The following is a 21,237-nucleotide window of genomic DNA, read 5'->3' as shown; positions in this document are numbered from 1 at the left end:
AAATCACTGTTGAGTTTCAACCGGACGTTCATCTGGAACAAACTGCCCTGGACTGGTTTCTACCGCAGGTTGGGCAGGCTCAGTTCCAGGCACGGGCAGATCAAAATTGGGGCCTTTCCGAATAATGCGGCTACCAAAGTAGAGAAAGGCAACAAACAGTATCGTGTAAACTGTTGCAAATCCAATGAGTGAGGTCAAAACATGACTAGCGGGTAGATTGGAAGCAGAATCAATGGTGCGGATCTGGCCGTAAAGTGTCCAGGGTTGGCGTCCGACGCAACGTACAATCCATCCTGAATCGACAGCAATGTAACCCAAGGGAGCCGCCAGAACCCAACCCACCAAAAGCCAGCGCTGATGGAAAATTCTGTCTGGAGAAAGTCTACCCAGCAACCACAGAATCACACTTAAAAGCATTAACCCTGCAAAGAAAAATCCGATCGCAACCATAATCCGAAAAGTATAGTAAATCAGCCCTACCAGGTGGGGGCGATCTTCGGGTTGCCATTCCTTTAACCCATACACTGGCTCAGAAAGATTCTTTTTGAGTTCCAGAATGTAGCCTAGACCGTTGGGAATTGTAATTTGCCAGTCATTCTTTTCCGCCTTTTCATTCGGAATCGCCAGCAAGCTCCAATCGGCAGGTTGCCCGGCAGGAGTGGTTTCCCACTGAGCTTCCATAGCGGCCAGTTTGGTTGGCTGGTAGTGATAAACCTGTTCCGCACTCAAATGTCCAACATAAATTTGCAGCGGTGCGACAGCGATCGCTGCTGCTAAAACAATCTTGAATGATTTAGTAAAAAAAGCTTCGTGTCGCCGTTTCAGAATGTACCAGGCACTAATGCCGCCAATTACAAACAGAGATGTTTCCAGCGTTGCAAAAAACATGTGGAGAATGCTGTTCACCATAAAGGGGTTAAACATCGCTTGAAAGTAATCGTGGACGATGAATTTACCATCAACCAGTTCTCCCCCTGATGGAGTCTGCATCCAGGAGTTGGCGGTCAAAATCCAGACCGTTGAGAGGTTAGCACCCACTGCCACCAAAATTGTTGACAGAAAGTGAATGGCAGGATTCACCCGTTCCCAGCCAAACAGCATAATGCCCAGAAACGCCGCTTCTAGCATAAATGCCCACGAAGCTTCAAATCCGATGACGCTACCAAAAAAATTACCCACTGCTTCCGAGAATGGTGCCCAGTTAGCCCCGAACTGAAATTCCATGGGAATTCCCGTCGCAACCCCAATTCCAAAATTGAGTACATAAAATTTTGACCAGAAGCGAGCATGGTAGTAGTAATCGGAATTTTTGGTTTTCAGCCAGAATCCCTCAACCATGACCAGGTAAATTCCCATTCCTGTAGTCAGCACAGGAAACAGCATATGAAAAATAGCCGTCAGTGCAAACTGCATCCGCGACAGAGTGACAGTGTCGGATAAAAAATCCATTACGCTCTCCTTTGAGTTCAGCGGCTACCGATGATCAGGATAGTGAATACACGTGGGGAGCGTAACGATTTGTCAGAAAGTCTAAAGAATTAAGGAGGAGAGGGGCAAGAGGAAAGAAGAGCTAAGGGACAGGAGGTAGGGTTAATGGAGTGATAGGGTGGGGTTTCTTTCCGGGATTGTAAATTAAAGTGTGACAAAGGTCAGAGGTTGAGATTTAATGAACGCCTGAACCAGGGCGTTGCTGAAAAGCAGTATGAATCGAAACGAAGTTTCGAGCATACAGCACCTATTTCAAACTCAGATTCAGCAATACCTGCTGAGGAGCAGATGGGTAGACGAGTGGATGAGTGGCGGAGTGATGGGTCAGGGATGCCTTTTTTCTCCGCTCCCCTGCCCCTCTGCTTCTCCATCCACTCTTATCCTGGAAACAGGTTAATGTTCCGAGGCACTCATGGTAAACATTCAACCCGTTCAAGTCGTTGGTGGAGGATTAGCTGGTACCGAAGCGGCGTGGCAAATCGCCCAGGCGGGGATTCCAGTCATTCTCTACGAAATGCGTCCGCAACGATTAAGCCCGGCGCACCATAGTGAGCATCTGGCAGAGCTGGTGTGCAGTAATTCTTTTGGGGCGCAGTCCAGCGATCGCGCATCGGGTCTTCTTCATGAAGAACTGCGGCGCTTAGGCTCAATCATTATTCGCAAAGCAGATGAACATCAAGTTCCAGCCGGAGGCGCTCTGGCGGTTGACCGCGCCATTTTTAGTCAGGATTTAACCAAAACGCTAACCCAGCACCCGCTCATCGATTTACGTCGAGAAGAAATTCATCAAATTCCAGCTGAAGGGATTGTTGTGCTGGCCACTGGACCTCTGACCAGCCCTGCCTTAGCGGAGAATCTGCGCCATTTTACTGGCCTGGAATATATGAGCTTTTTCGACGCTGCCAGTCCTATCGTGGTGGGCGAATCGATTAATTTTGACATTGCCTTTCTTGCCTCCCGGTACGATCGCGGCGAAGCGGCCTACCTCAACTGCCCCTTAAACAAGGAACAATACCTCCACTTCTGGCAGGAGTTGTGCAACGCTGAACAGGCAGAGCTGAAGGACTTCGAACGGGAGACAGCAAAATTTTTTGAGGGCTGCCTGCCCATTGAAGAAATGGCCCGTCGAGGCGAAGATACTATGCGCTACGGCCCCCTAAAGCCAGTAGGAATTTTTGACCCACGGTTAGGGGATCACCGTGACCCTGAAAATCGTGCTAAACGCCCTTATGCAGTGGTGCAGCTACGGCAAGAAGACCGGGCGGGTCAACTCTGGAATATGGTTGGCTTTCAAACCAATCTGCGTTGGGGCGAGCAAAAGCGAGTTTTTCGCCTGATTCCCGGTCTGGAAGAGGCGGAATTTGTCCGCATGGGCGTGATGCACCGCAATATCTTCATCAATGCGCCCGAACTTCTGTACCCGACCTTACAGTTTAAGAAGCGCCTGACGCTGCTGGCAGCCGGGCAACTGATTGGGACCGAAGGTTATACTGCCGCCGCCGCTGGAGGCTGGCTGGCTGGCACCAATGCAGCCCGCCTGGTCTGGGGGCGATCGCCCCTGGTTTTGCCGTCAACCACGATGAGTGGGGCACTATTTGACTTCATCAGTTCTACATCGCCGAGACACTTCCAGCCCATGCCACCTAATTTTGGCATTCTGCCAGAACTGCCCCAGCGAATCCGAAATAAGCAAGAACGGTATGGTCTGTATCGAGATCGCGCCCTTATCGATTTGGCAAACTGGCTGGCAAAGTCGGGAGTCAGAAGTTAGGAGTCAGAAGTTGGGACTCAGGAGTCAAGAGTCAGAGGTTAAGAGCCAGGAGCGGAAAGGTGAAAGGAGTCCTTCATCGCGGTCACTGTCCACTTCTTATACCGCTTTGGGCTGTAGCATCCCCGGCTATAGGTGACCTCCTGCCCACCTGTGGAGGTGAATTGCACACACCACTGACGTTGGAGATGTTGCCAGTAGGCAAAGGCCGTACCCGCTGTCAGTAAACTGATGCCCGCAGCGATCGCAATCAGTTTCTTTGTGAGGTTCAATGATTTCATGGATCAATCATGCCTGATAGCATTGGCTATCTCATTAGTCTCAGAGAAAGTCACTCTCTTGAAGAATAGCCTATTTAGTGTAGGAGACGGGCGGTAATATCAAATCTGGCTGCATTGATTTAACCAATGTTGACGACGGATCGCTTAAATGGAGGAAGTCAGGAGCCAGAAGGCAGGAGCCAAGAGCCAGAAGGCAGAATAAATTTGGCTTCTGGCTTCTGACTTCTTGTTACTAGTGCTAGTGCAGGATGGCAGAAATAACTGCTCGGTTGTGATGGGAATAGGGAATGGGGAGATAGTGGGATGGGGGGCATCCAAACAACTGGCGAGAAACTTCTGCCATGAAACACTATAGCGGTAGTCATTGTGGTTGGGACGGGGTGCAGGGGTGGACCCCCTGGCTAGGGGCGAAGCCCCCACTTCCTCTCTAATTCCAATGTCCTAACGCACTTGCGTAGAGCTATAGCATTCCATCAGATATGATGCAAATGGCCGTTCGTTCGTAAACAGAGGAGTGAATCGCCTTTTGCCCGTAAAATTATTCAAACGGATTTTGTATGAGTAGCCAATTCCCCTGGTATTTTGTGATCAACGACCGTCCTGTTAAAGTAGTTGCAACCCCCGATGGCGGCATGGATGTGTTGATCCTGAATCTGACCACCGGAACTCTGGAACGGAATACGGCCTATCTTTCTCGCTGTTTTGAGCCAGGGCAGGATGTAGTGAGAATTTCAGAGGAGGAGTTTAGCAGACTGGTTGATGTGATTAGAGCGTCGCTCAAGGACAAGCCGCCCCTTCCGCCGACCGGGTAGCACCTAGTAAGGTGGCGATAATTACACAGCGATTAGTGGCGTTGCCGGAAGTGTTGGCTCTAGCAACGGTTACGGCAAATCCCGGTTCGGTAGAGTTAGGAATTGCCCTGAACTGATTTCCGGGAACAATTGGAGGCTGGGCAACTGCACCATTTCCATCAAAGATGATCTGATTATTGGGATGGTTAGTCCGCAGACTGATGACATTCCGGGAGTTGCTACCGCCTGCAAGAGGTTGCCAATTTGTTACAGTGCTAAGGTTGATTGGATAACCACCCGTTCCATTAAAGGGGAGGATGGCTACCCTGGGAGCCCCATCTGACGGGTTGGGGTCAAACACCACTGCCCGATAGGAATGAGTGCTTCTGGCTTCGCTTTGGGCCTGCCGAAGAACCTGAAGCACCTGTTCGCGAGCAGTGGAAACTCGCTGGCGGCTCAACAGAGCATCCCAGCCAGGGGCTGCGATTGCAAACATAACCCCGATAATGACAATAATGACAAGCAGCTCAATTAAAGTAAAGCCTGCGGTTGAACGTTTAGAGCGAAGACGCAGTTTCATAATCCTCCAGGGAAGGGGCTCCAATCAGGCATGGACAGTTATCTTGGGTTCTTATTTACGATTCCTCGGGTGAGGACTCGTGTCTGCAAGGGGGCCAGGCGAGTTGAGACACTGTTATCTCCTACCGTGTTAACCGGAATCCCTGCTCGACCTGCCGCATTTCCAGTAAGGACAACCAGTACCTCCTGGTTCACGCCTAAATCGTTGGGGTCGGGAGCAATACCCGCTGCCGTATTACCTACCTGGGCCAGACGGGTATTCCCTCGAACACAAGCATAAAAACTGGGAACCGGAGTAATATTGGGAGTCCTGACGCTGGGAGTAGTGCAGGCAGCCTGGGCTGGTGCATCATCCACAAAATCTACTAAAACATCAGCGTTACCAGTGGGGCGTATGTAGCCAGTTGGAAGGGCTGGTATACCACTAACGAGTCGATAGGGCCATTGCTGGAAGTTAGAACCTGAATCAGGAAGGGGGTCAACCCAGCCAGGGTTGGCATTACCGTTTGAATCAAATTGGGACAACTGATAGCGAACAATTCTTCCTTTCCCTTGCCAGATGTCGGTCGTACTGGTGTCGTCTACAAAGGCATAAACGACCAGGGTGTAGCTTCTACCCGATACGCAGGGAATACCATTGTTAACCAATGTATTCAATTGAGTTTGAGAGGCCCTGGCAGCATTTTCGCACTGTTGTCGTAACGGTTCTGGGAGTGGATCAACCCGCCAGAAGGCCAGGACGGGTGTTGAAGTTCCAGTAGATAGGTTGGTGGGAATATGGTTGACGATACCGGGACAAGAAGTGGCAAACTGTTGGGCATCGGTGATGGCTCCTGCCCCCTGGAGACAGTCCCCATCGTAAACATACACAGCTTCCCGCAATTCCTGGCTGATATAGTTCATAGCAAGCTGCATGTCCCGTTGGGTCTCACTACGAGCCGTGTCCCTCTGATTATTTTCGGTCAGGTCTACCACGAGGGACAACAGGGCACCGGTAATAATGGCCCCAATCAGCAAGGACACCAGCAATTCAATTAGGGTGAAACCTGCGAAACGACGATTTCTGCGATCGCGCAGCCATCGCCTCAACCCCTGAATGAAGTAGAGTTTAGCCATGATTTTCACCCCAATAGAACCTCGTCAAACCAACACATGCAATGGATTGAATCCTCAAAACAGAAAGCATCGCTTAGTAGTTACAGCTGCCAGCCCCATTTCTGGCGGCTTGCTGGTTACAGATTTGCCCCAGCGATCGGCTCTGGTCATTGCGGGCCAAGGTGGAAAAGAGAACCGCCAGTGGTTTTTGAGCGTTACCGGCCTGACGATCGCGGGTACTGGTTCCGGCTACCAGGGAAGCCCGCTCTCTTAAGAGTAGGGGGAAGGGTTGGTCAGGTAAGTAATGATAAACCCGCACTCCCACGTCAAAGGTCAGGGGCGGTGGAGGTGGGCTTCCCTGTAAGGGAGGACCATCGTTGCGGAACACCTGCATCACGTATTCCGGTTTGCAGTCGCCATTGACATCTACCTGTACCAAGTTTGTCCGTGGCATCAGGGTGGGAGTTTTAAATGGATAACGGGCGGTATCGGCTACTCCCGGACAGGTTTGGGCGGGGGACTGTAAAGGGCTGGAAGCAGAGGGTGTTCCTGTAGGGGGGACGGTAGCTACAGGAACATTTATTAAAGGAGCTTGATTTCCCGTAGAGTCGGGCAACTCATTTAGCGTATATCCCCCCCGTTCGACCAGGAATCGAATGCGGTCAATCTCACCTTGAGCAATCTGGTTTGCCTGCTCCGCCCGGCGAGACTGGATGCGCGTCCCTGTTGCCAGCATGATGGGCGGCGTAATTGCCAGGATAGTCAGGGCAACAATGACAATGGCAACCAGGCACTCAATCAGCGTTAGCCCCTGTTTGTTGTCGGTTGGATGTAAACCATGTTGTTTCCTGGAGCGGACTGAAGGCAGCCCCACTAACAAATGCAGTGTCAGTTTGGAGGATAGAGAGCAGGTTTGGCTGACTCGCATAGAAGGTTTTCACAGAGAAGGTAGACGATGAATCAGGAGGGGCAGCGGTTATCAGGGATAACACTGTCGGGCAGAGCACGGCAGAGGTTTTGAATGTAAGGATCGTTGGCAGCGGGTTCGCTGTAGAACTCGTTACGTTCCCGGCTGGGGGTAACAAAACGAGCAGCGGCGGGACCTGCAGGGGCGAGCTGGAGCGCCACGTCATAACCCCAGAGACGGTTGGGTGGGCTATAGTAAGCAATTTGCTCGTTATTGGAAGTTGGATTGACACCGGGTTCCCAAACCTGCTGGTCAAAGGGGGCGGTGGCGTAGTTGCTGAAGTTGAGCTGGAGAAAGGAACCGGAGAACCAGAGGCGAGTCCAGCGCTCCAGGAAGCGGGGGAAGTTGTGGAGACCACCGTAGGACTGATTCTGGCGGGAGGGCACCAGACCACTGACAATGATGGTGTTTACCCGTGTGTCCTGAGCTGTTTGAACAGAGCGGCCGTTAGTGATGGCGTAATACTGACCATTGACTGGGTTGGCGGTATACGGAACAGCAGGGCGTGGCTTGCTGGGTTCTGTGGCGGGGTTGTTGTTTACGGCAAGACTTGGCGGATCATACAGCGTAGGAGGACTTATGCTTGGTGGATTCTGTAATGGAGGTAAGAGCAACCCTTCACCGTTACGCGAGATCTTAACAGGAGAAAAAATATCGTATGGATTTTCTCGCATCCAGGCATAACCAGTGTTGGTCAGGAGAGTATTAGTTCTTGGGCGGTTCTGGTTCAAAAATGTAGTACGGCCATTATTTCCAGCACAACCAGGCCCAAATAAACCAGCAGCGCGGTTATCGTAAACTTTCACACCACCACTGGTAGGAGGATTGGCATATTTGCGGTTATATGGAAAGAAACCGTTAGGTAAAGATAGGCTTTGATTAGAATCCACTCGCCGCCGACCGGAGTAGGTGGTTTCATTAATGTTTGCACCACTACCATTCCCTGTAGTGGTAAAGGTGTCTATAGAACTACCATCGCAGAGGGTGTCTGAAACAACACTAATTGCATCCGCTAAAATTTCCGAAGGCCTCCATCGGTCCTGGGCAGGATCTGCAAAGCGGTTATCCCGATTGGTACGTCCGTAAAATTGTGCTTCACTGTAGTTGCCAGTGTCAGGCAGCAGATCGGTAAACTCCTCTAATCTCTGAATGCCAGTTACCTGGTCATCAGTGCCATTCTGGTGCAGATTGTAGTTGCCCATGATGAACACTGGATTATCGGTAAAGAAGGATAATCCTCGAATATTGTCTTGAGCGGGAATGTTCATCGAAGCATGGCGAGCCAGTTGAGAACCGTTGCGGAGGCGGAAGCCATGGGGGCGACGGTCTGGATCAGCTACCCCATCTACAGGCTTGATCGAAATTCTAGGTTCGGTACTGGACGGGTATGCCTGCTGAAGGGGTGGGTCAGTAGGCTGAGATGGGTTAGTTGCATTTGTGAAAGTTGCAGTACCTGCAGGACGATTGATCGCATCTTCTCGTACTGCATCTTCGCGGAAAGCGTAGACAATACCGCTTACTGGTAACCAGACATCATTCTTAGCCGTACTACCAGGAGGGTAGGCTTCTGGACTAGAGTTTGGACCACCTTGAATGGAGGGACGTGGGCGAGTGCGGCGGAGCAGCCCAATGTCAATATCCATGACTCGCAGCGGCATCCATTCCCGTCCACTAAACATAACCCGATCCAAGAATGGTATGACTGCTACAGCGCCGCGAGTCTGATCGTTATTAGGTGCCAGGATACGGTTGGGTGGTCTGTATTGAGCGTTTTCACCTGCAACGTTTCCATTAGCGTCTGTTGTGAGAACTGGCAGTTCCCACTCTGGGTTGTCTAAAAGTGGGAAGGGATTGTTAAAGCCAGTCGGTAACTTACGAGGTCGCAAAGCAACGTTAAATACAGGGCGATCGTCTACTGGAATACCAAATGTGCGATAAGTGAATTCTACGGTTCCACTGAATGGATCTGTAAAACTGACTGGATTGGCTATATAGTTTGTGTTGTTTGGATCGGTCGCATTAAAGATGGGTGGAGCACCTGGAAGCACCTCCTGATAAGTGGCAGTAGAGTTAAGGGTTTTAATGTAGTCATCTGTGATGTACGGTTCTGCCCAGGGTTGGAAAGCGGCAGGAATTGGCTGCCCAGTGTCAGTGCAGGTAGTAGGATCGATGTGAGTCAGTGCCCCATTGGGTTGGCGATGATCAAAGCATTCACCACTTGGAAGCCTTCCAAAACCACCATCGTGATCATGATTGAATTCTGGGAATAAGTAGTACAGAGATGGCCACTTGGGCGCAACGGTTGCCTGAAGATAGACTCCTGTATTGAAAGGTTCTTCAGCGAGAATACCAGTTTCAAAGCCTGGAGGGCTTTTAGTATCTAATCTCGCTAAATTTGTCTGTGGAGCAAGGTTACCTGCTTTGGGAAGGTATTTAGTTGTTGGAGTACTAGTTGGAGTACTAAGATTAGTCGAGCCTCTATTACTTGCGTTTCTTTGAGGAAGCCCTGTATCTCCTGGATAATCTCGCACTGCTCCTGGAGGAATCACAGTTCCACAAAGGCGAGACAAGCCCAACCTGACAAAATTTATATCAACCCGTACGGGATCAAACGCATTGGCAGCAGCCTGTCCAGTGTATTGATTCTGTGGATTGCCGAAACTAGATGCGGCAAAAATGTTTGGATCACAGGCAGAGGACCATAGCCTAATTGGGCTTCCTCCCGATCCACCTGGTCCGGCAGTAATGTATGGGTTGTAGTTCCAGGTATTTGCAGCGGGGGAAGGTCGAAAACCGTAGGTGCGATCGCGTCGAATCTGAAAATACTCAAATATCAGTTCGGCCAGACGCAAACGAGGATCGTTGAAATTTGGAGTTCCTGTTGTTGAACTAGCAATAATATATTCTCGTAGTTTGCCCAGAAAAGCTTCTGCGGGGACGCGATCGTAGTCGCGCGGATTGTAATTTGCTTCTATATAGGTAGCGCTTCGCCCATAGTCATATGTTGCCAGCATCTGCTTTGGCAAAACTTCATAGTCATTATTTGCTTCGTCAACAATCCCGTTCATGAGCCTGGAAAGTTCTACTCCAAGCTCAAAAAGGACATTTCCTCCTGCTCCAATACGATTCCTATCATTGAAAGGATTACGCGGATCAAAACGCTGCACTCGATCAATGTTGTAAGCCAGCATCCCTAACGTACATGCAGCGGTTTGCAGATAGGTCTTATCTGCTGGACTCAGGCTCGCGTAGGGGGTGCCTGCTTCAAGCTGAGCAATTGTGCGCCTCAAATTCGAGAAATTTCCCCACATTGTTAACTCGGGGTAGGGATGAACTCGCCCACCGGCGGCTTCCTGAGTGGGTGGGAATGCCCCTCCTGTTTGAGTAACTGGATCGTAGTCTCCTGCAAACTGAGCCAGGTTCTTGAGGGCAATGCGCCAGGGGGAGGCGGGGTTATTCATATCTGACTCAAACTGGGCTTGAGTTCCTCTTGGAGGTTCAAACTCCCAGCCATTGGTCCCGCGACCGTTAAAGAAATCGGTCATCAACACAGTATCAGTTTGACTTGTCAGTCCTCCAGCAGAGTCTGGTAGTCCTGCGGGGGTGCTATTGACAAAAAAGGTTGGTACAAAATTTATTGACTGCCTTAGGGTAAACGGTGTGCCAGGGTGGGATGTGCTAGCAAGACAAGCAACTGGATAATCGCGGCTAACTGCAGCATGGTAAACTGCCGTACTTTGGACCGCTGCAATGTTATCTCTTAGTGCTCGCCGCTGTCGATCCTCATGACGAAGACTTGCGTTCCCATGGGGCGGATATAGTGGATCACCTTCATTGTCACTCTCATCCGGATCTGCTGTGGATGCATTAGTAACCGCACTATGATTTCGATCTCTTAGATCAGTCAGATCTCCATCCCCACTAACAGCGACTGCATTCGGATTCTGTTTTACCGTTGGTCTATCTTGGGGTGCAACCCAGCCATTGGTGTTCCCCAACTCCAACCGCTCGCCCACTAGAATTCGCAGCCCCTCGTTGCGGGCGCGGCGTTCCCAGTATCCATCCAGACCAACGCTGGACGAGTCTGCCCCTGCAGACGGATCGGCAGCAATCAGCTTGGGACTTGCTTCCACCACTTTCGTCGGGTCGGGGTCGCGGGAGACATTATCAGCCGCCCCAATCAGCTCACCTAATCGCTTTCCGGCAGGAATGGCAGCCTGGCCATCATAGATGAGCTTGGGGCCATAGCGGTTGTCTGCTCGATAGGTGTCATCCACATAGGGAGCCGCGGCAGGCTCTGACTTAAACCGTCCAACAAAGGTGTTGTTCTGATTCAAGTAGAGGCGATTGGTGGGGTCAGGGGCCCTGGATTGGCGGCGATCGCGGACCTGAATTTCAATGGGGTTACTGGAGATCTGGAAGGGGGTAGCACCACCGTTTGACCAATCGTTTCCAGGGTTTAAGGTTCGACGATTAGCAGCGGTATAGGGATGGAGGTAAATGAGGGAACTACCACCGTAGGCATTGTCGTTCAGCTTACCGCTGGCAATGATGCCATTAAAGGCAGGAGTTGTGACGGTTCCGCTAGCGTCTCTCTGTTCTGTAATTTGAGTGACCGAGATCTCCGACGCTGATTCGTAGTAAAGGCAGGATGCCGGAGAACTAATCAAATAGGCACTGAAATTGTTATTGCCAATGATCAGGTTGCCTTCGGTGTGCATCGCCCCGTTCCAGTTGAACTGGGGACCGGGAAAAATTTCCATGTCATTGCGGAACCAGGCTCCCCACTTGTTACCCCGGTCCAGCTTACGGTCCTGTTGAAATTCCAGAGTGGTGAAGTTGGCGCTTCCGGTTGTGCCCACATTGTCTGGAACCACGAAGGCATCCACCTGGAAGTTCTTTCGCAGAATTGAGGAGTTGCCCGTATCCGGGAACCAACCGCCTTCAACCCGGCTACCTGTATTGGCGTTGGCGCAACCACCTACCGCAGGGGTGTTACTTAGGGGACCACTGCGGACGTAGGAAATTCGACGGCCACTGCTGGCGTCAATTTCACCCTCGGCTTTCTGGGCTTCGGTTAATCCAATCAGGCGGGTGGTGCCGTCGGCTCCGGGGGGAGTGGAGAGGATGATGGAGTAGGCGACGGTGGCATCTAAGGTGCCATCTCCGTTGGTATCGGCCCGGTAGAGCCAGGCATTGTCTAGTTGACCATCTCCATTGGCATCAATACGGGTTTCACCAGGTAGGGTGTAGGGATCGGCGTTGTTCCCCATGCCATTGGGTTGTCCCCCTGTCAACTGCAGGGGAGAAGCACCAGCAGCACCTTTGATACTGATGCCAGGGTTGGCGTTCAGCATCATCGATACCATAAATTCTTCAGAAGGTACACCGCCGGGGTAGCGGTTGTCTTTGTTGGAGTCAAACAAAAACTCAATCTTGGATCTCGCCCGGTCGATCGCAGGTGTCGCAGCGTTATAAATGACTCGGCTCTGGGTATCGGCAATGGTGCGGGTGCTGGTATTAAACGCCCGGTAGCTGAGGGCACCTGCGGTCAGGGCTACCACCAGAACCAGCAAGACCGTAGTAGGCAGAACGAAACCAGCCGTGGCCTGACGGCTTCTGCGTTGAGTAATCAGGGCTGCCCGTAACAGCCAGGCGACCAGGGATTTGGTGATGCTCCTGTGCAGTCGCCAGATCTGTCTGAAAAGGGACTGGACAGCTTTAGCAAGTTTGCGATCTGACATAGCTGCTTCCTGCGAATAAGGCGAGAGTTTTTTATCTAAGAAGGATTTGGTGAAGACAACACAAAACAGAAGCTAGAGCGGAATTCCCTGATGAATAGGTGAATTATGAACGAATTCCCGAAAAATTCAAAAACTTCTGGTGTAGATTTCTGGTGTAGATTCTCATAGTGTTAGCAATTCAACCAGCCTGTCATCAACAGGGAAGATACGAGTCAGGCTCATTAGAGAGTGAAACCAACCTCAGGGGAATAATGGAGGGGCAGTAAACGAACTGTAAAGATTCAGTAAAAGTCCATAAAAGTCCATAGTTCTGCGTACCAGGGACTCCAAATCAGACATTTTCCAACCAAAATATTTTCCAACCAAAATTTTGATAATAACAGAGAGATTTGTTGATTTTGTATGAAGCAGGTCATAGCAATCTTACCCATGCAAAGAGGTAGAACGATCAGGGGTTAAAAAGATTTATCGGAGCAGACCTCAGAATTCTTAAAGAGTTCCGAGGTCTGAGAAGCATCTCCGAATGATTACTCGCCTTGTAGCTGTCGCCAGGTTGCTTAGGACATTGGCTTTAAGGGAGTGTGGGGGTTCAACCCCCAGCCAAGGGTTTCCACTCCTGCACCCCGTCCTGAGATTGATGGCTATCGCTATCGGTAATCATTTTTCCGAAAAACTTTTCTATTAGCCAGTCAGCTTGTGACAGTTTAGGGGCGGCAGAATTTTCGTTCGCGATCGCTGGCGGGCTCTTGCCAGGAGTAGGCGAAGTGGCTGATGGACTTGAGGTTGGGGGCCACGCGGCGAATGGCCTGCATCTGGATTTCCAGGGGGGGACGGTTGCTGACGGGCTCCTGCCAGATCCCTGCCAGAACGGGTTTCACTAAAGTCCGGGGTGTGGCCCAACTGAGGACGCGCTGAACCTGGGACACAATGCAACTGGTATCGCCGCAGGTGGCATAAACCATTGGGTGCCATTCCAGACTGTCGGGGAAACGGTCCCAGGGCTGCATTCGAGAATCAAAACCGGTTTTGCCTACGGTGGCATTGCCCTCCGGGAAGAAGACGGCTCCAACTGGAATGCGCTCATCCTGGGCAACAGCAGCAGCGGCCAGCAGGAAGTCGATCACCCCCTGGTAAGCATGGGCTACGGCCAGATTCCAGAGTTCCGATTGCAGAGCTGAAAGGCGTTTGGTGAGAGGAAGGTTGGATTTGACGCGATCGCCATTCAATCCCTGCCAGGACGGGTCTTTTTCTTTGGGATAGAGGGCGTTGACCTGCCTCAGATCGTCGCCGGAGATATAGCCCTTACTGAGGTAACGGTTGATCAGGTCCATGCCCTTGTAGTTAAGGGCACGCTGCAACAGGGTCTTCCAGGAAGAATCACCGTAGATCCACAGATCCTGTACCTTGCTGGCAACGGAGGCGGCCCCAAAACTGCGGGGGTAGCGAATGTAATCAAACAAAATGCCATCGGGTTTACGGCGGGCAACGGCGCGGACCATCTGCCCATAGTCTTGTCGAGCCTGAGGGCTATAGGGATCGATGAACGCTTCATCGGGGTTGCCTAATCCCAGATCGACGCTCAACCCGGCAATGGTGTTAGCGTTCAGGCTGGTTTGACCCAGGCCGTTACGGGCAATCGTCTGTTGGCGATCGGGGCGGCGCACGTAGTTGGCTCCAAAGTTCAGGCTGAACAGCCAGGCATAGACTTTGAGCCCCCGTTGACGCCCTTTTTGAATAGCCTGAGCCAGTAAATCTACTTTTCCTTTTCCAGACCCTGCCATAACTGGTGGCCAGGGGGTGGGATTATCCGTTGCTGGGAGTAACACCCGCCCGTTATAAAACGTTTCAACGTAAATCTGGTTGTAGCCCCGGTTCACAATCTGGTCGAGCACGGCATCCAGCATACCGGGTCTGGCATCGCAGGGGTAAAGCCGAATCCAGATTGCCTGGTCCTGGGTCCAGGTATTCTGGCGGCACTTCCGCAACCCCTCAGCGTGTTTGCGGAGCATTGTCATATAGTTCTTTTGAGCATTTCTGTCACCCTTGAGGGTTGCCTGTCGCAGCCGTTCTTTCTGGGCGATCGCTTCTGGAGTTTGCTGGCAGTAGGGTGATATTTGCGCCTGGGCTGGCATCGTGTTCAGTTCTAGACCAACGAACCCGGTTGCCAGTACCGCAGCGACCAGGTGACGGCAGAAGTTGAATTGCATGGGTTCCATGAAAGCATTCCGGACTAAACCTCAGTCATTATCAACGCGATCGCCCGAAATGTAACAGTCAATCTACTCGTAAAGTTTTTCCCCAGTTGGAAAGCCTTTCCCAACCAAATAGGCTTGCGATAGTGAGGAATTTATCGTAAAAATGAGTACTTTTATCAGGGGACACCGATGTTGAGGGATCAAAGATGCTGAGGGAGCAATATTGTTAGCGCTAACGGACGATGGCATAAGTTCAGTAACCATTGGATTGGGGAGTGGGCAGTAGGAGGGAGCCCTTTTGGGCTGTAAAACTTAGCCTGACAGCCAACGCTATGATTAAAGTGATTCTGGGAGTGGTCATCTAGTCAGATTTTTTCTGATTCTAGTCTGGTTAGGTTCAACGGCGATAAGTTTGGTGCTATACAGTCAGTTAAGGTAGGTGATCGCTCAAGGAGCGGGGTGTTTTGACAGAGCAACAAACTAATAATAATAATCAAGTACTCAGCAGAGTCCAACGAATAATTTACCACCTGAGCAAATTTCCCCAGCGTTAGGCAATCCTTGCTCAAACAGCTATTCGTGAACCTCCCGATCAACTTCAGGAGCACTTACCGGCTACGAATTAGAAATACAACAGTAGTCATTATGGTGAGGACGGGGTGTAGGGTTGGAACCCCTGGCTGGGGGCGAAGCCCTCACTCCCTCTCTAATTCCAATGTCCTAACGCACCCGCGTAGAGCTATAACTGAACACCGAGGAGATTAAGCCTGTAGAAACGCTCCAGGAAGGCTCTAAGACTGCAACGGCTCATTTGAATCAACTCAATCAGGATACGTCAACAGTTTCAGATAGTTGTGATGAGATTTCCGAATGGATGACTCATTAAATCACTGACCGCCTGGAAGCGTTTCCCACGGGTTGGAGCGGGTGGGGCAGCTTCAGCAGAAAACCCCAAAATGGGTTGAAGACCTGAAACAACAGGCCCAAAAACAGGCTAAAACTATGCGCAAAGTGACTGCGATCGCAGCCTGGTGGCTATTTGGCATGGTCTTTACCTCACTAGCAGCGGCAGCGATCGCTGGTGCATTAGCAGCAACTAACTAGTACCGCGCGGCGGAAATGGGCATATCCTGAAGGAGTCGGTGTTGGAGGATTGAGTCTGATGCCTGGTTCTGCCCTTCCCGCCCTGATTGTGAGTGAATTGGAGCAAATCACTCAACTCTATGCCCTCGCTTGTGCCCCGCCCGAGCACTCTGGACGCCCCATCAGTCACTGGACCCCTCCAGAGTTAGCCGATGAACTGGTCAAACAAGGCCTTGTGGCGCGGATCAGTGGTCGCCCTGTCGGGCGTTTGTTAGCCGAAGCCGAACTGAAACCGTACCAGAGTCCCTACTGGCTTCATCCCCCCCGACCCGGACTTTGCCACCAAAGTCCAAGACATCTGCCAGGTCTACGAACAAGCGGCTGCGCGGGCCGAACGTGGGGAGATGACCTACAGTCTTGATGAAATGACGGGCATCCAAGCCTTGGAGCGCGTGATGCCGGATATTGAGATGAAACCCGGACGCTGTGTGCGGGTGGAATTTGAGTACCAGCGTCATGGCCCCCAAAGCCTGATTGCCACCTTGAATGTCGCCACTGGACGCATTGACCAGGCGACTGTGGGCGACACCCGAACCGAGCAAGATTTAGCGGCTCATCTCGACACCCTACTCGCCCAAGTCACCGATGCCCCTAAAATTCATCTGGTCATGGACTGTCTCAACACCCACCAATCGGTAGCTCTGGTGCCACTGGCGGTCGCCCTGGAACCCGAACCACCGCCGTTAGGGCGCAAAGGCAAATCCGGCATCCTGAAATCGATGGCCACCCGGGCTGCTTTCTTGAGCAATCCACAGCACCGCCTGGTCATACATTTCACCCCAAAGCATTGCTCCTGGCTCAACCCAATCCAAATCTGGTTCTCCATTCTCAGGCGCAAGTTGCTGCGACGGGCCAGTTTCACTAGTCAAGCTCAGCTCAGCGCCAAGATTCTTGACTTCATCGACTACTTCAATCGCACCATGGCCAAACCTTTCGAGTGGAACTATACGGGCAAGCCTCTGACCTCATGACAGCTATGTGTTTTTATGCCGCTGGGTACTACTAGTAGGGCTAGGGATAGATAACAGTTAAAGGGGCAGGGAGGAACTGGGAGACAGAAGGGAAGCAGCGATCGCTCTTATCACTGTTGCCAAGTTCCTTAGGACATTGGCTTTAAAGGGAGTGTGGGGGCTTCGCCCCCAGCCAGAGATTCCACCTCTACACCCTGTCCTAAGCTTGGTAGCTATAGCTATACAACAGAGATAAGCGAAGTTTATTATCAAATTTCCAGGAAAGCTTAGTGCTTCATTCGGTAAGTTTCAATAAACCTAATCAGAATTGCCCATCAGCGTGGGATTATGACTCATAATAAAGGTTTGACATCAGCAAAGTTAAGTTTACAGAAAGACGAAAAATTGACAGTGACACTTTTCTTCTGAAGAGCAGCCATTCCTCAGTATTTCTTGGCAGGCAACCTTCTTCAAACGGGACTTGGCTCTTCCAGATATGTGGTTGAAACTGTATATAAGACTACAAAATGCTGTTTAACCAACGACTGAAAGCCAGTAATAGTCTGGTATAAGATTAGTTTATCAGTGCAAAGCCGGAAGAGCCCGGGACTTAATTTAGTAAAGCGGGAATCATAACGTGGAAAAGGTTGCTGTAAAGTTCTGAGTGCTGCCAACACTCGGTTGTGCTTTCCCTGATTGATGACGGCTGCTATCACCTATCGTTTCATTACCAATAACCCATGTTGGAACTGCTCAAGAATCTGCTGTCGCCAGGTCAGTATATTCCCCACGGGCATTGCTATCTATGGCAGACTCCGCTGGTATGGCTGCATGTGGTCAGTGACGCTTTGATTGCGATCGCCTACTTCTCAATTCCGGCCATGCTGGTTTACTTTGTCCGGAGACGGGAAGATATTCCTTTTTCCAACGTGTTCATGCTGTTTGGAGCATTTATTCTTCTTTGCGGCACCGGGCACCTTCTCGATATTTGGACACTTTGGCACCCAGCCTATTGGGTATCTGGGGCAGAGCGGGCACTAACCGCCCTGGTCTCCTGTTACACCGCATTGCGCCTGGTGGAACTGTTGCCCCAATTTCTAGCACTCAAAAGTCCAATGCAGCTTGAGTTGGTTAACCAGGAACTAGAGCAGCAGATTATAGAGCGCAAACGAGCTGAGGCACTGTTGGAAGTGCGAGTGCAGGAGCGGACAGCCGAACTGGTGAAAACCAACATCGCTCTGGAGACCGAGATTCAGGAACGAATTGCAGCAGAAGCAGAACTGCAACAGGTTGCAGAACGAGAGCGAGCAACGGCAACTGTAATTCAGCGGATGAGGCAAACGCTCGACCTGGACACCATTTTCAGTGCGACGACAGAAGAACTGCGGCAGGCAATTCGGTGCGATCGCACCCTCATTTATCAGTTCAATCCAGATTGGAGTGGGCAGGTCGTTGCAGAATCGGTGGGCGATCGCTGGGATGCTATCCTTCCAGTTCGGGTCAATACCCCAGAAATGACAAAGATTACCATTGATCAACCCAACTGCATCGTGAAACAGTTAAATGGCACCGAAGTTTCGATTCGGGACACCTATCTGCAAGAAAACAAGGGCGGGCTGTATCACCATCCTTCTAGCTATTGCTGCGTTCCCAATATTCACCAGGCTGGATTTGATGCCTGCTACCTGGAACTGCTACAAACCCTGCAAGCGCAAGCCTACATCATTGTACCCATCTTCTGCGGAAGCCAGCTTTGGGGGTTGCTCGCCGCCTATCAAAACGGGGGACCACGCCAGTGGCAAAGGGCTGAAATTCAGATGCTCACCCAAATTGGTAGCCAGTTAGGGGTAGCGGTTCAGCAAGCCCAGTTGTTCGCTCAAACCCAACACCAGGCTGATGAGCTGAAACAGGCCAAGGAAGAGGCGGATGCCGCCAACCGGGCCAAGAGTGAGTTTCTGGCAAATATGAGCCATGAGTTGCGGACTCCGCTCAACGTTATCTTGGGCATCACCCAACTCTTGAGTCGCGATCGCACCCTGGGTCCTGACTATCAGCAATATATGCAAACGATTGGTAACAGTGGAGAACATCTCCTGGCTCTAATTAACGACGTCCTGGAGATGTCCAGAATTGAATCCGGTCAGCTCACATTCAAAAAGAAAGCCTTTCATATTCACTACCTGTTAGAGAAATTGCAGGACATGCTGAAATATCGGGCTTCCTCTAAAGGTCTTCAGTTAAACTTTGAAATTGCTGCCGATTTACCCCAGTACGTTAAAACTGACCAGGCCAAGCTGCGTCAGGTCCTGATTAACTTACTCAGCAATGCTATTAAATTCACTCAGCAAGGAAGTGTAACGCTGCGTGTTACCCACGTAGCCAGCGATGGAGACCAGAAATCGAATTTATCGCCTGAAACCTGTACCCCTGATTCTAGTAATCATTTGTACTTTGAAGTTGAAGATACAGGACCCGGTATAGCCTCCGATGAACTCAAGCACCTATTCAAACCCTTTCAGCAAACTCAATCCGGGTTGAATATCACGGAAGGAACCGGATTAGGGCTAGCTATCAGCCAGCGATACGTGCGGGGAATGGGAGGAGAAATAGTCGTTCGTAGCCAACCAGGGGTAGGCAGCGTATTTTCTTTCTCCATTCCGGTGGAATTTGCTGTAGAAGCCCCTCCAGAAGCAAACCCAGTAGCTGCCCCCATCCAGAACCGCATTGAAGGACTTGCCCCTGGGCAACCAACCTATCGGGTATTGATTGTGGAAGACCACCCAACCAATCGCCTGCTACTGGTTAAGCTGTTAAGCAAATTGGGGTTTGACTTGAGGGAAGCAGAAAATGCTGATACGGCGATTGCTCAATGGCAAACCTGGAAACCCCATCTCATTTTCATGGATCTCCACCTGCCCCAGCGGAATGGGTACGATCTGACGCAGCAAATCCGCCAATGGGAACAAGAAAACCTTGGGAAGGAGGACTCTGCTACAAAAATTTTGGCTTTAACCGCCAGTGCATTTGAAGAAAATCGTCAGGAAGCATTGGCAGCAGGTTGTGATGATTTCATTCGGAAACCATTCAAAATTCAAGAGATTTTCGATAAGTTAGCCATTCACTTAGGAGTGAAATATCGCTTTGAAGCCGAATCTGACAACGATTCCACACCCCACTTTAGACAAGCAACCAATCCTTCAAAATTGGAGGTTTCCATGCTTCAAGAAATGCCATCTACCTGGATCAATCAGCTTCAGAAAGCAGTCATTCAAGGCAATGATCTAGAGGTTTTCAGGCTGATTCAAGAAATCCTCCCGAACATACAATACTTGCCAAAAACTTAAGCCATCTAGTTAAGGATTTCCAATTCGACCAAATTGTGGATGCCATTTACCATCTAATTAGCTAGTGGACGATGGCATCAGTCCAGTAACCATTGGGTTGGAGAGTGGGGAGTAGGAAGGAGCCAGAATGGCATTCGTATTTCCGCCGTACTGTACTAGGCGCAATTAAATTAAGAATTAAGGATAATTTCAAGGGTGGAGAGGCGAAACCCTTGCCTGGAGGCGCAGCTCCCACTCTCTCTTTTCACAACTAATTATGACTATCTACTTATAAGCTTCAATATGACTATCTACTTATAAGCTTCAATCCATTTATGACCATGGCTCAATCAGAAACGGTAAAGGCGGACATTCTGATTGTCGATGACATTCCAGACAACATTCGTTTTTTATCCCCCTTTTTGTTCGAACAGGGATATACCGCTTGCAAATCGATATGGTCAATGGCATTAAGGGCAATTCAAGCCTTAGTTCCAGACTTAATCCTTTTGGATGTTAATTTACCCGATATGAGCGGTTATGAGGTTTGCTGCCAATTGAAAAAAGACCCATTAACTAGCTCAGTACCTATTATTTTTCTAAGTGCTGGCAATGAAGCGATTGATAAAGTAAAGGCATTTCAGTTAGGAGCAGCGGGCTACATTACAAAACCATTTCATCTCGAAGAGGTACTCGCTCGAATTCAAATTCAACTCATAATTTAAGAGCTTCAGAAGGAACTGAAGGAGCAGAATCAGCAGTTGAAGCAAGCATTAGAGGAGCTAAAAATTGCACAGGCTAATCTGGTGCAACAGGATAAAATGGCAACTCTAAGAAAAATAGTGGCTGGAGTTGCCCATGAAATTCATAATCCTCTCAATTTCATCGCCTGTAATATCAAACCTGCTTAGCA

Annotated in this window: 15 protein-coding genes; 8 read left to right on the top strand and 7 right to left on the bottom strand. The window is 50.4% G+C overall.

Translation table 11 applies throughout. The annotated features are described in order from the left end of the window. Nucleotides 1-3: 3 nt before the first annotated feature. Nucleotides 4-1,449, bottom strand: a complete 1,446-nt coding sequence (locus P4D80_RS04990; RefSeq protein ID WP_421657801.1) for a cytochrome ubiquinol oxidase subunit I — start codon at nucleotides 1,447-1,449, stop codon at nucleotides 4-6. 451 nt (nucleotides 1,450-1,900) lie between these two features. Here P4D80_RS04990 and trmFO point away from each other — a divergent pair, with 451 nt between their 5' ends. Beyond that, on the top strand, nucleotides 1,901-3,259 hold the full coding sequence (gene trmFO / locus P4D80_RS04985; RefSeq protein WP_421657800.1) for an FADH(2)-oxidizing methylenetetrahydrofolate--tRNA-(uracil(54)-C(5))-methyltransferase TrmFO: 1,359 nt from the start codon (nucleotides 1,901-1,903) through the stop codon (nucleotides 3,257-3,259). Nucleotides 3,260-3,297: 38 nt separating this feature from the next. On the opposite strand, the gene P4D80_RS04980 is transcribed toward trmFO, so the two are convergent. Further along, on the bottom strand, nucleotides 3,298-3,537 hold the full coding sequence (locus P4D80_RS04980; RefSeq protein WP_421657798.1) for a hypothetical protein: 240 nt from the start codon (nucleotides 3,535-3,537) through the stop codon (nucleotides 3,298-3,300). Between the two features lie 557 nt (nucleotides 3,538-4,094). On the opposite strand from P4D80_RS04980, the gene P4D80_RS04975 reads away from it, so the two are divergent. Further along, a complete protein-coding gene (locus P4D80_RS04975) occupies nucleotides 4,095-4,349 on the top strand; it encodes a hypothetical protein (RefSeq protein ID WP_421657797.1) in 255 nt (84 codons plus the stop codon). Here P4D80_RS04975 and P4D80_RS04970 read toward each other — a convergent pair. The 5 genes from P4D80_RS04970 to P4D80_RS04950 all read right to left on the bottom strand — a co-directional run bounded on the left by P4D80_RS04970 (nucleotide 4,315) and on the right by P4D80_RS04950 (nucleotide 14,929). Then, nucleotides 4,315-4,908 (bottom strand): pilus assembly FimT family protein, encoded by a 594-nt coding sequence (locus P4D80_RS04970; RefSeq protein ID WP_421657796.1) that lies wholly within the window; start codon nucleotides 4,906-4,908, stop codon nucleotides 4,315-4,317. The genes P4D80_RS04975 and P4D80_RS04970 overlap by 35 nt on opposite strands. Nucleotides 4,909-4,946: 38 nt before the next feature. Further along, the gene (locus P4D80_RS04965; protein WP_421657794.1) at nucleotides 4,947-6,023 is read right to left on the bottom strand and encodes a prepilin-type N-terminal cleavage/methylation domain-containing protein; all 1,077 of its coding nucleotides are present in this window, start codon (nucleotides 6,021-6,023) and stop codon (nucleotides 4,947-4,949) included. A 73-nt stretch (nucleotides 6,024-6,096) separates the two neighbouring features. Further along, nucleotides 6,097-6,930, bottom strand: a complete 834-nt coding sequence (locus P4D80_RS04960; RefSeq protein ID WP_421657793.1) for a prepilin-type N-terminal cleavage/methylation domain-containing protein — start codon at nucleotides 6,928-6,930, stop codon at nucleotides 6,097-6,099. Nucleotides 6,931-6,962: 32 nt separating this feature from the next. After that, nucleotides 6,963-12,713, bottom strand: coding sequence for a hormogonium polysaccharide biosynthesis protein HpsA (hpsA, locus tag P4D80_RS04955; RefSeq protein ID WP_421657792.1), 5,751 nt, complete (start codon nucleotides 12,711-12,713; stop codon nucleotides 6,963-6,965). Nucleotides 12,714-13,417: 704 nt separating this feature from the next. Then, nucleotides 13,418-14,929, bottom strand: coding sequence for a family 10 glycosylhydrolase (locus tag P4D80_RS04950; RefSeq protein ID WP_421657791.1), 1,512 nt, complete (start codon nucleotides 14,927-14,929; stop codon nucleotides 13,418-13,420). A gap of 906 nt (nucleotides 14,930-15,835) precedes the next feature. Here P4D80_RS04950 and P4D80_RS04945 point away from each other — a divergent pair. From P4D80_RS04945 to P4D80_RS04920, 6 genes are all read left to right on the top strand, one after another. Beyond that, nucleotides 15,836-16,012: a hypothetical protein gene (locus tag P4D80_RS04945; protein ID WP_421657789.1), complete on the top strand. Its 177-nt coding sequence runs from the start codon at nucleotides 15,836-15,838 to the stop codon at nucleotides 16,010-16,012. A gap of 58 nt (nucleotides 16,013-16,070) precedes the next feature. After that, on the top strand, nucleotides 16,071-16,412 hold the full coding sequence (locus P4D80_RS04940) for a hypothetical protein (RefSeq protein WP_421657787.1): 342 nt from the start codon (nucleotides 16,071-16,073) through the stop codon (nucleotides 16,410-16,412). Then, nucleotides 16,396-17,022, top strand: coding sequence for a transposase (locus P4D80_RS04935; RefSeq protein WP_421657786.1), 627 nt, complete (start codon nucleotides 16,396-16,398; stop codon nucleotides 17,020-17,022). Before P4D80_RS04940 ends, P4D80_RS04935 begins: the two co-directional genes overlap by 17 nt. Before the next feature lie 719 nt (nucleotides 17,023-17,741). Continuing rightward, complete coding sequence (locus P4D80_RS04930) at nucleotides 17,742-20,345, top strand: ATP-binding protein (protein ID WP_421657785.1); 2,604 nt, start codon at nucleotides 17,742-17,744, stop codon at nucleotides 20,343-20,345. 320 nt (nucleotides 20,346-20,665) lie between these two features. After that, the gene (locus tag P4D80_RS04925) at nucleotides 20,666-21,049 is read left to right on the top strand and encodes a response regulator (RefSeq protein WP_421657784.1); all 384 of its coding nucleotides are present in this window, start codon (nucleotides 20,666-20,668) and stop codon (nucleotides 21,047-21,049) included. A gap of 36 nt (nucleotides 21,050-21,085) precedes the next feature. After that, nucleotides 21,086-21,235, top strand: coding sequence for a hypothetical protein (locus P4D80_RS04920; protein ID WP_421657783.1), 150 nt, complete (start codon nucleotides 21,086-21,088; stop codon nucleotides 21,233-21,235). The last annotated feature ends 2 nt before the right edge of the window (nucleotides 21,236-21,237 follow it).

The organism is Leptothermofonsia sp. ETS-13 (genome assembly GCF_049200465.1).
Classification (GTDB): Bacteria; Cyanobacteriota; Cyanobacteriia; order Leptolyngbyales; family Leptolyngbyaceae; genus Leptothermofonsia.
This window is presented reverse-complemented; position numbering and strand designations above follow the sequence as displayed.

Bases quoted from the DNA above. Each gene is read 5' to 3' on its own strand.
- P4D80_RS04990 (WP_421657801.1), bottom strand. From the start codon at position 1,449: ATGGATTTTTTATCCGACACTGTCACTCTGTCGCGGATGCAGTTTGCA.
- trmFO (WP_421657800.1), top strand. From the start codon at position 1,901: ATGGTAAACATTCAACCCGTTCAAGTCGTTGGTGGAGGATTAGCTGGT.
- P4D80_RS04980 (WP_421657798.1), bottom strand. From the start codon at position 3,537: ATGAAATCATTGAACCTCACAAAGAAACTGATTGCGATCGCTGCGGGC.
- P4D80_RS04975 (WP_421657797.1), top strand. From the start codon at position 4,095: ATGAGTAGCCAATTCCCCTGGTATTTTGTGATCAACGACCGTCCTGTT.
- P4D80_RS04970 (WP_421657796.1), bottom strand. From the start codon at position 4,908: ATGAAACTGCGTCTTCGCTCTAAACGTTCAACCGCAGGCTTTACTTTA.
- P4D80_RS04965 (WP_421657794.1), bottom strand. From the start codon at position 6,023: ATGGCTAAACTCTACTTCATTCAGGGGTTGAGGCGATGGCTGCGCGAT.
- P4D80_RS04960 (WP_421657793.1), bottom strand. From the start codon at position 6,930: ATGCGAGTCAGCCAAACCTGCTCTCTATCCTCCAAACTGACACTGCAT.
- hpsA (WP_421657792.1), bottom strand. From the start codon at position 12,713: ATGTCAGATCGCAAACTTGCTAAAGCTGTCCAGTCCCTTTTCAGACAG.
- P4D80_RS04950 (WP_421657791.1), bottom strand. From the start codon at position 14,929: ATGGAACCCATGCAATTCAACTTCTGCCGTCACCTGGTCGCTGCGGTA.
- P4D80_RS04940 (WP_421657787.1), top strand. From the start codon at position 16,071: ATGCCTGGTTCTGCCCTTCCCGCCCTGATTGTGAGTGAATTGGAGCAA.
- P4D80_RS04935 (WP_421657786.1), top strand. From the start codon at position 16,396: ATGACCTACAGTCTTGATGAAATGACGGGCATCCAAGCCTTGGAGCGC.
- P4D80_RS04930 (WP_421657785.1), top strand. From the start codon at position 17,742: ATGTTGGAACTGCTCAAGAATCTGCTGTCGCCAGGTCAGTATATTCCC.
- P4D80_RS04925 (WP_421657784.1), top strand. From the start codon at position 20,666: ATGGCTCAATCAGAAACGGTAAAGGCGGACATTCTGATTGTCGATGAC.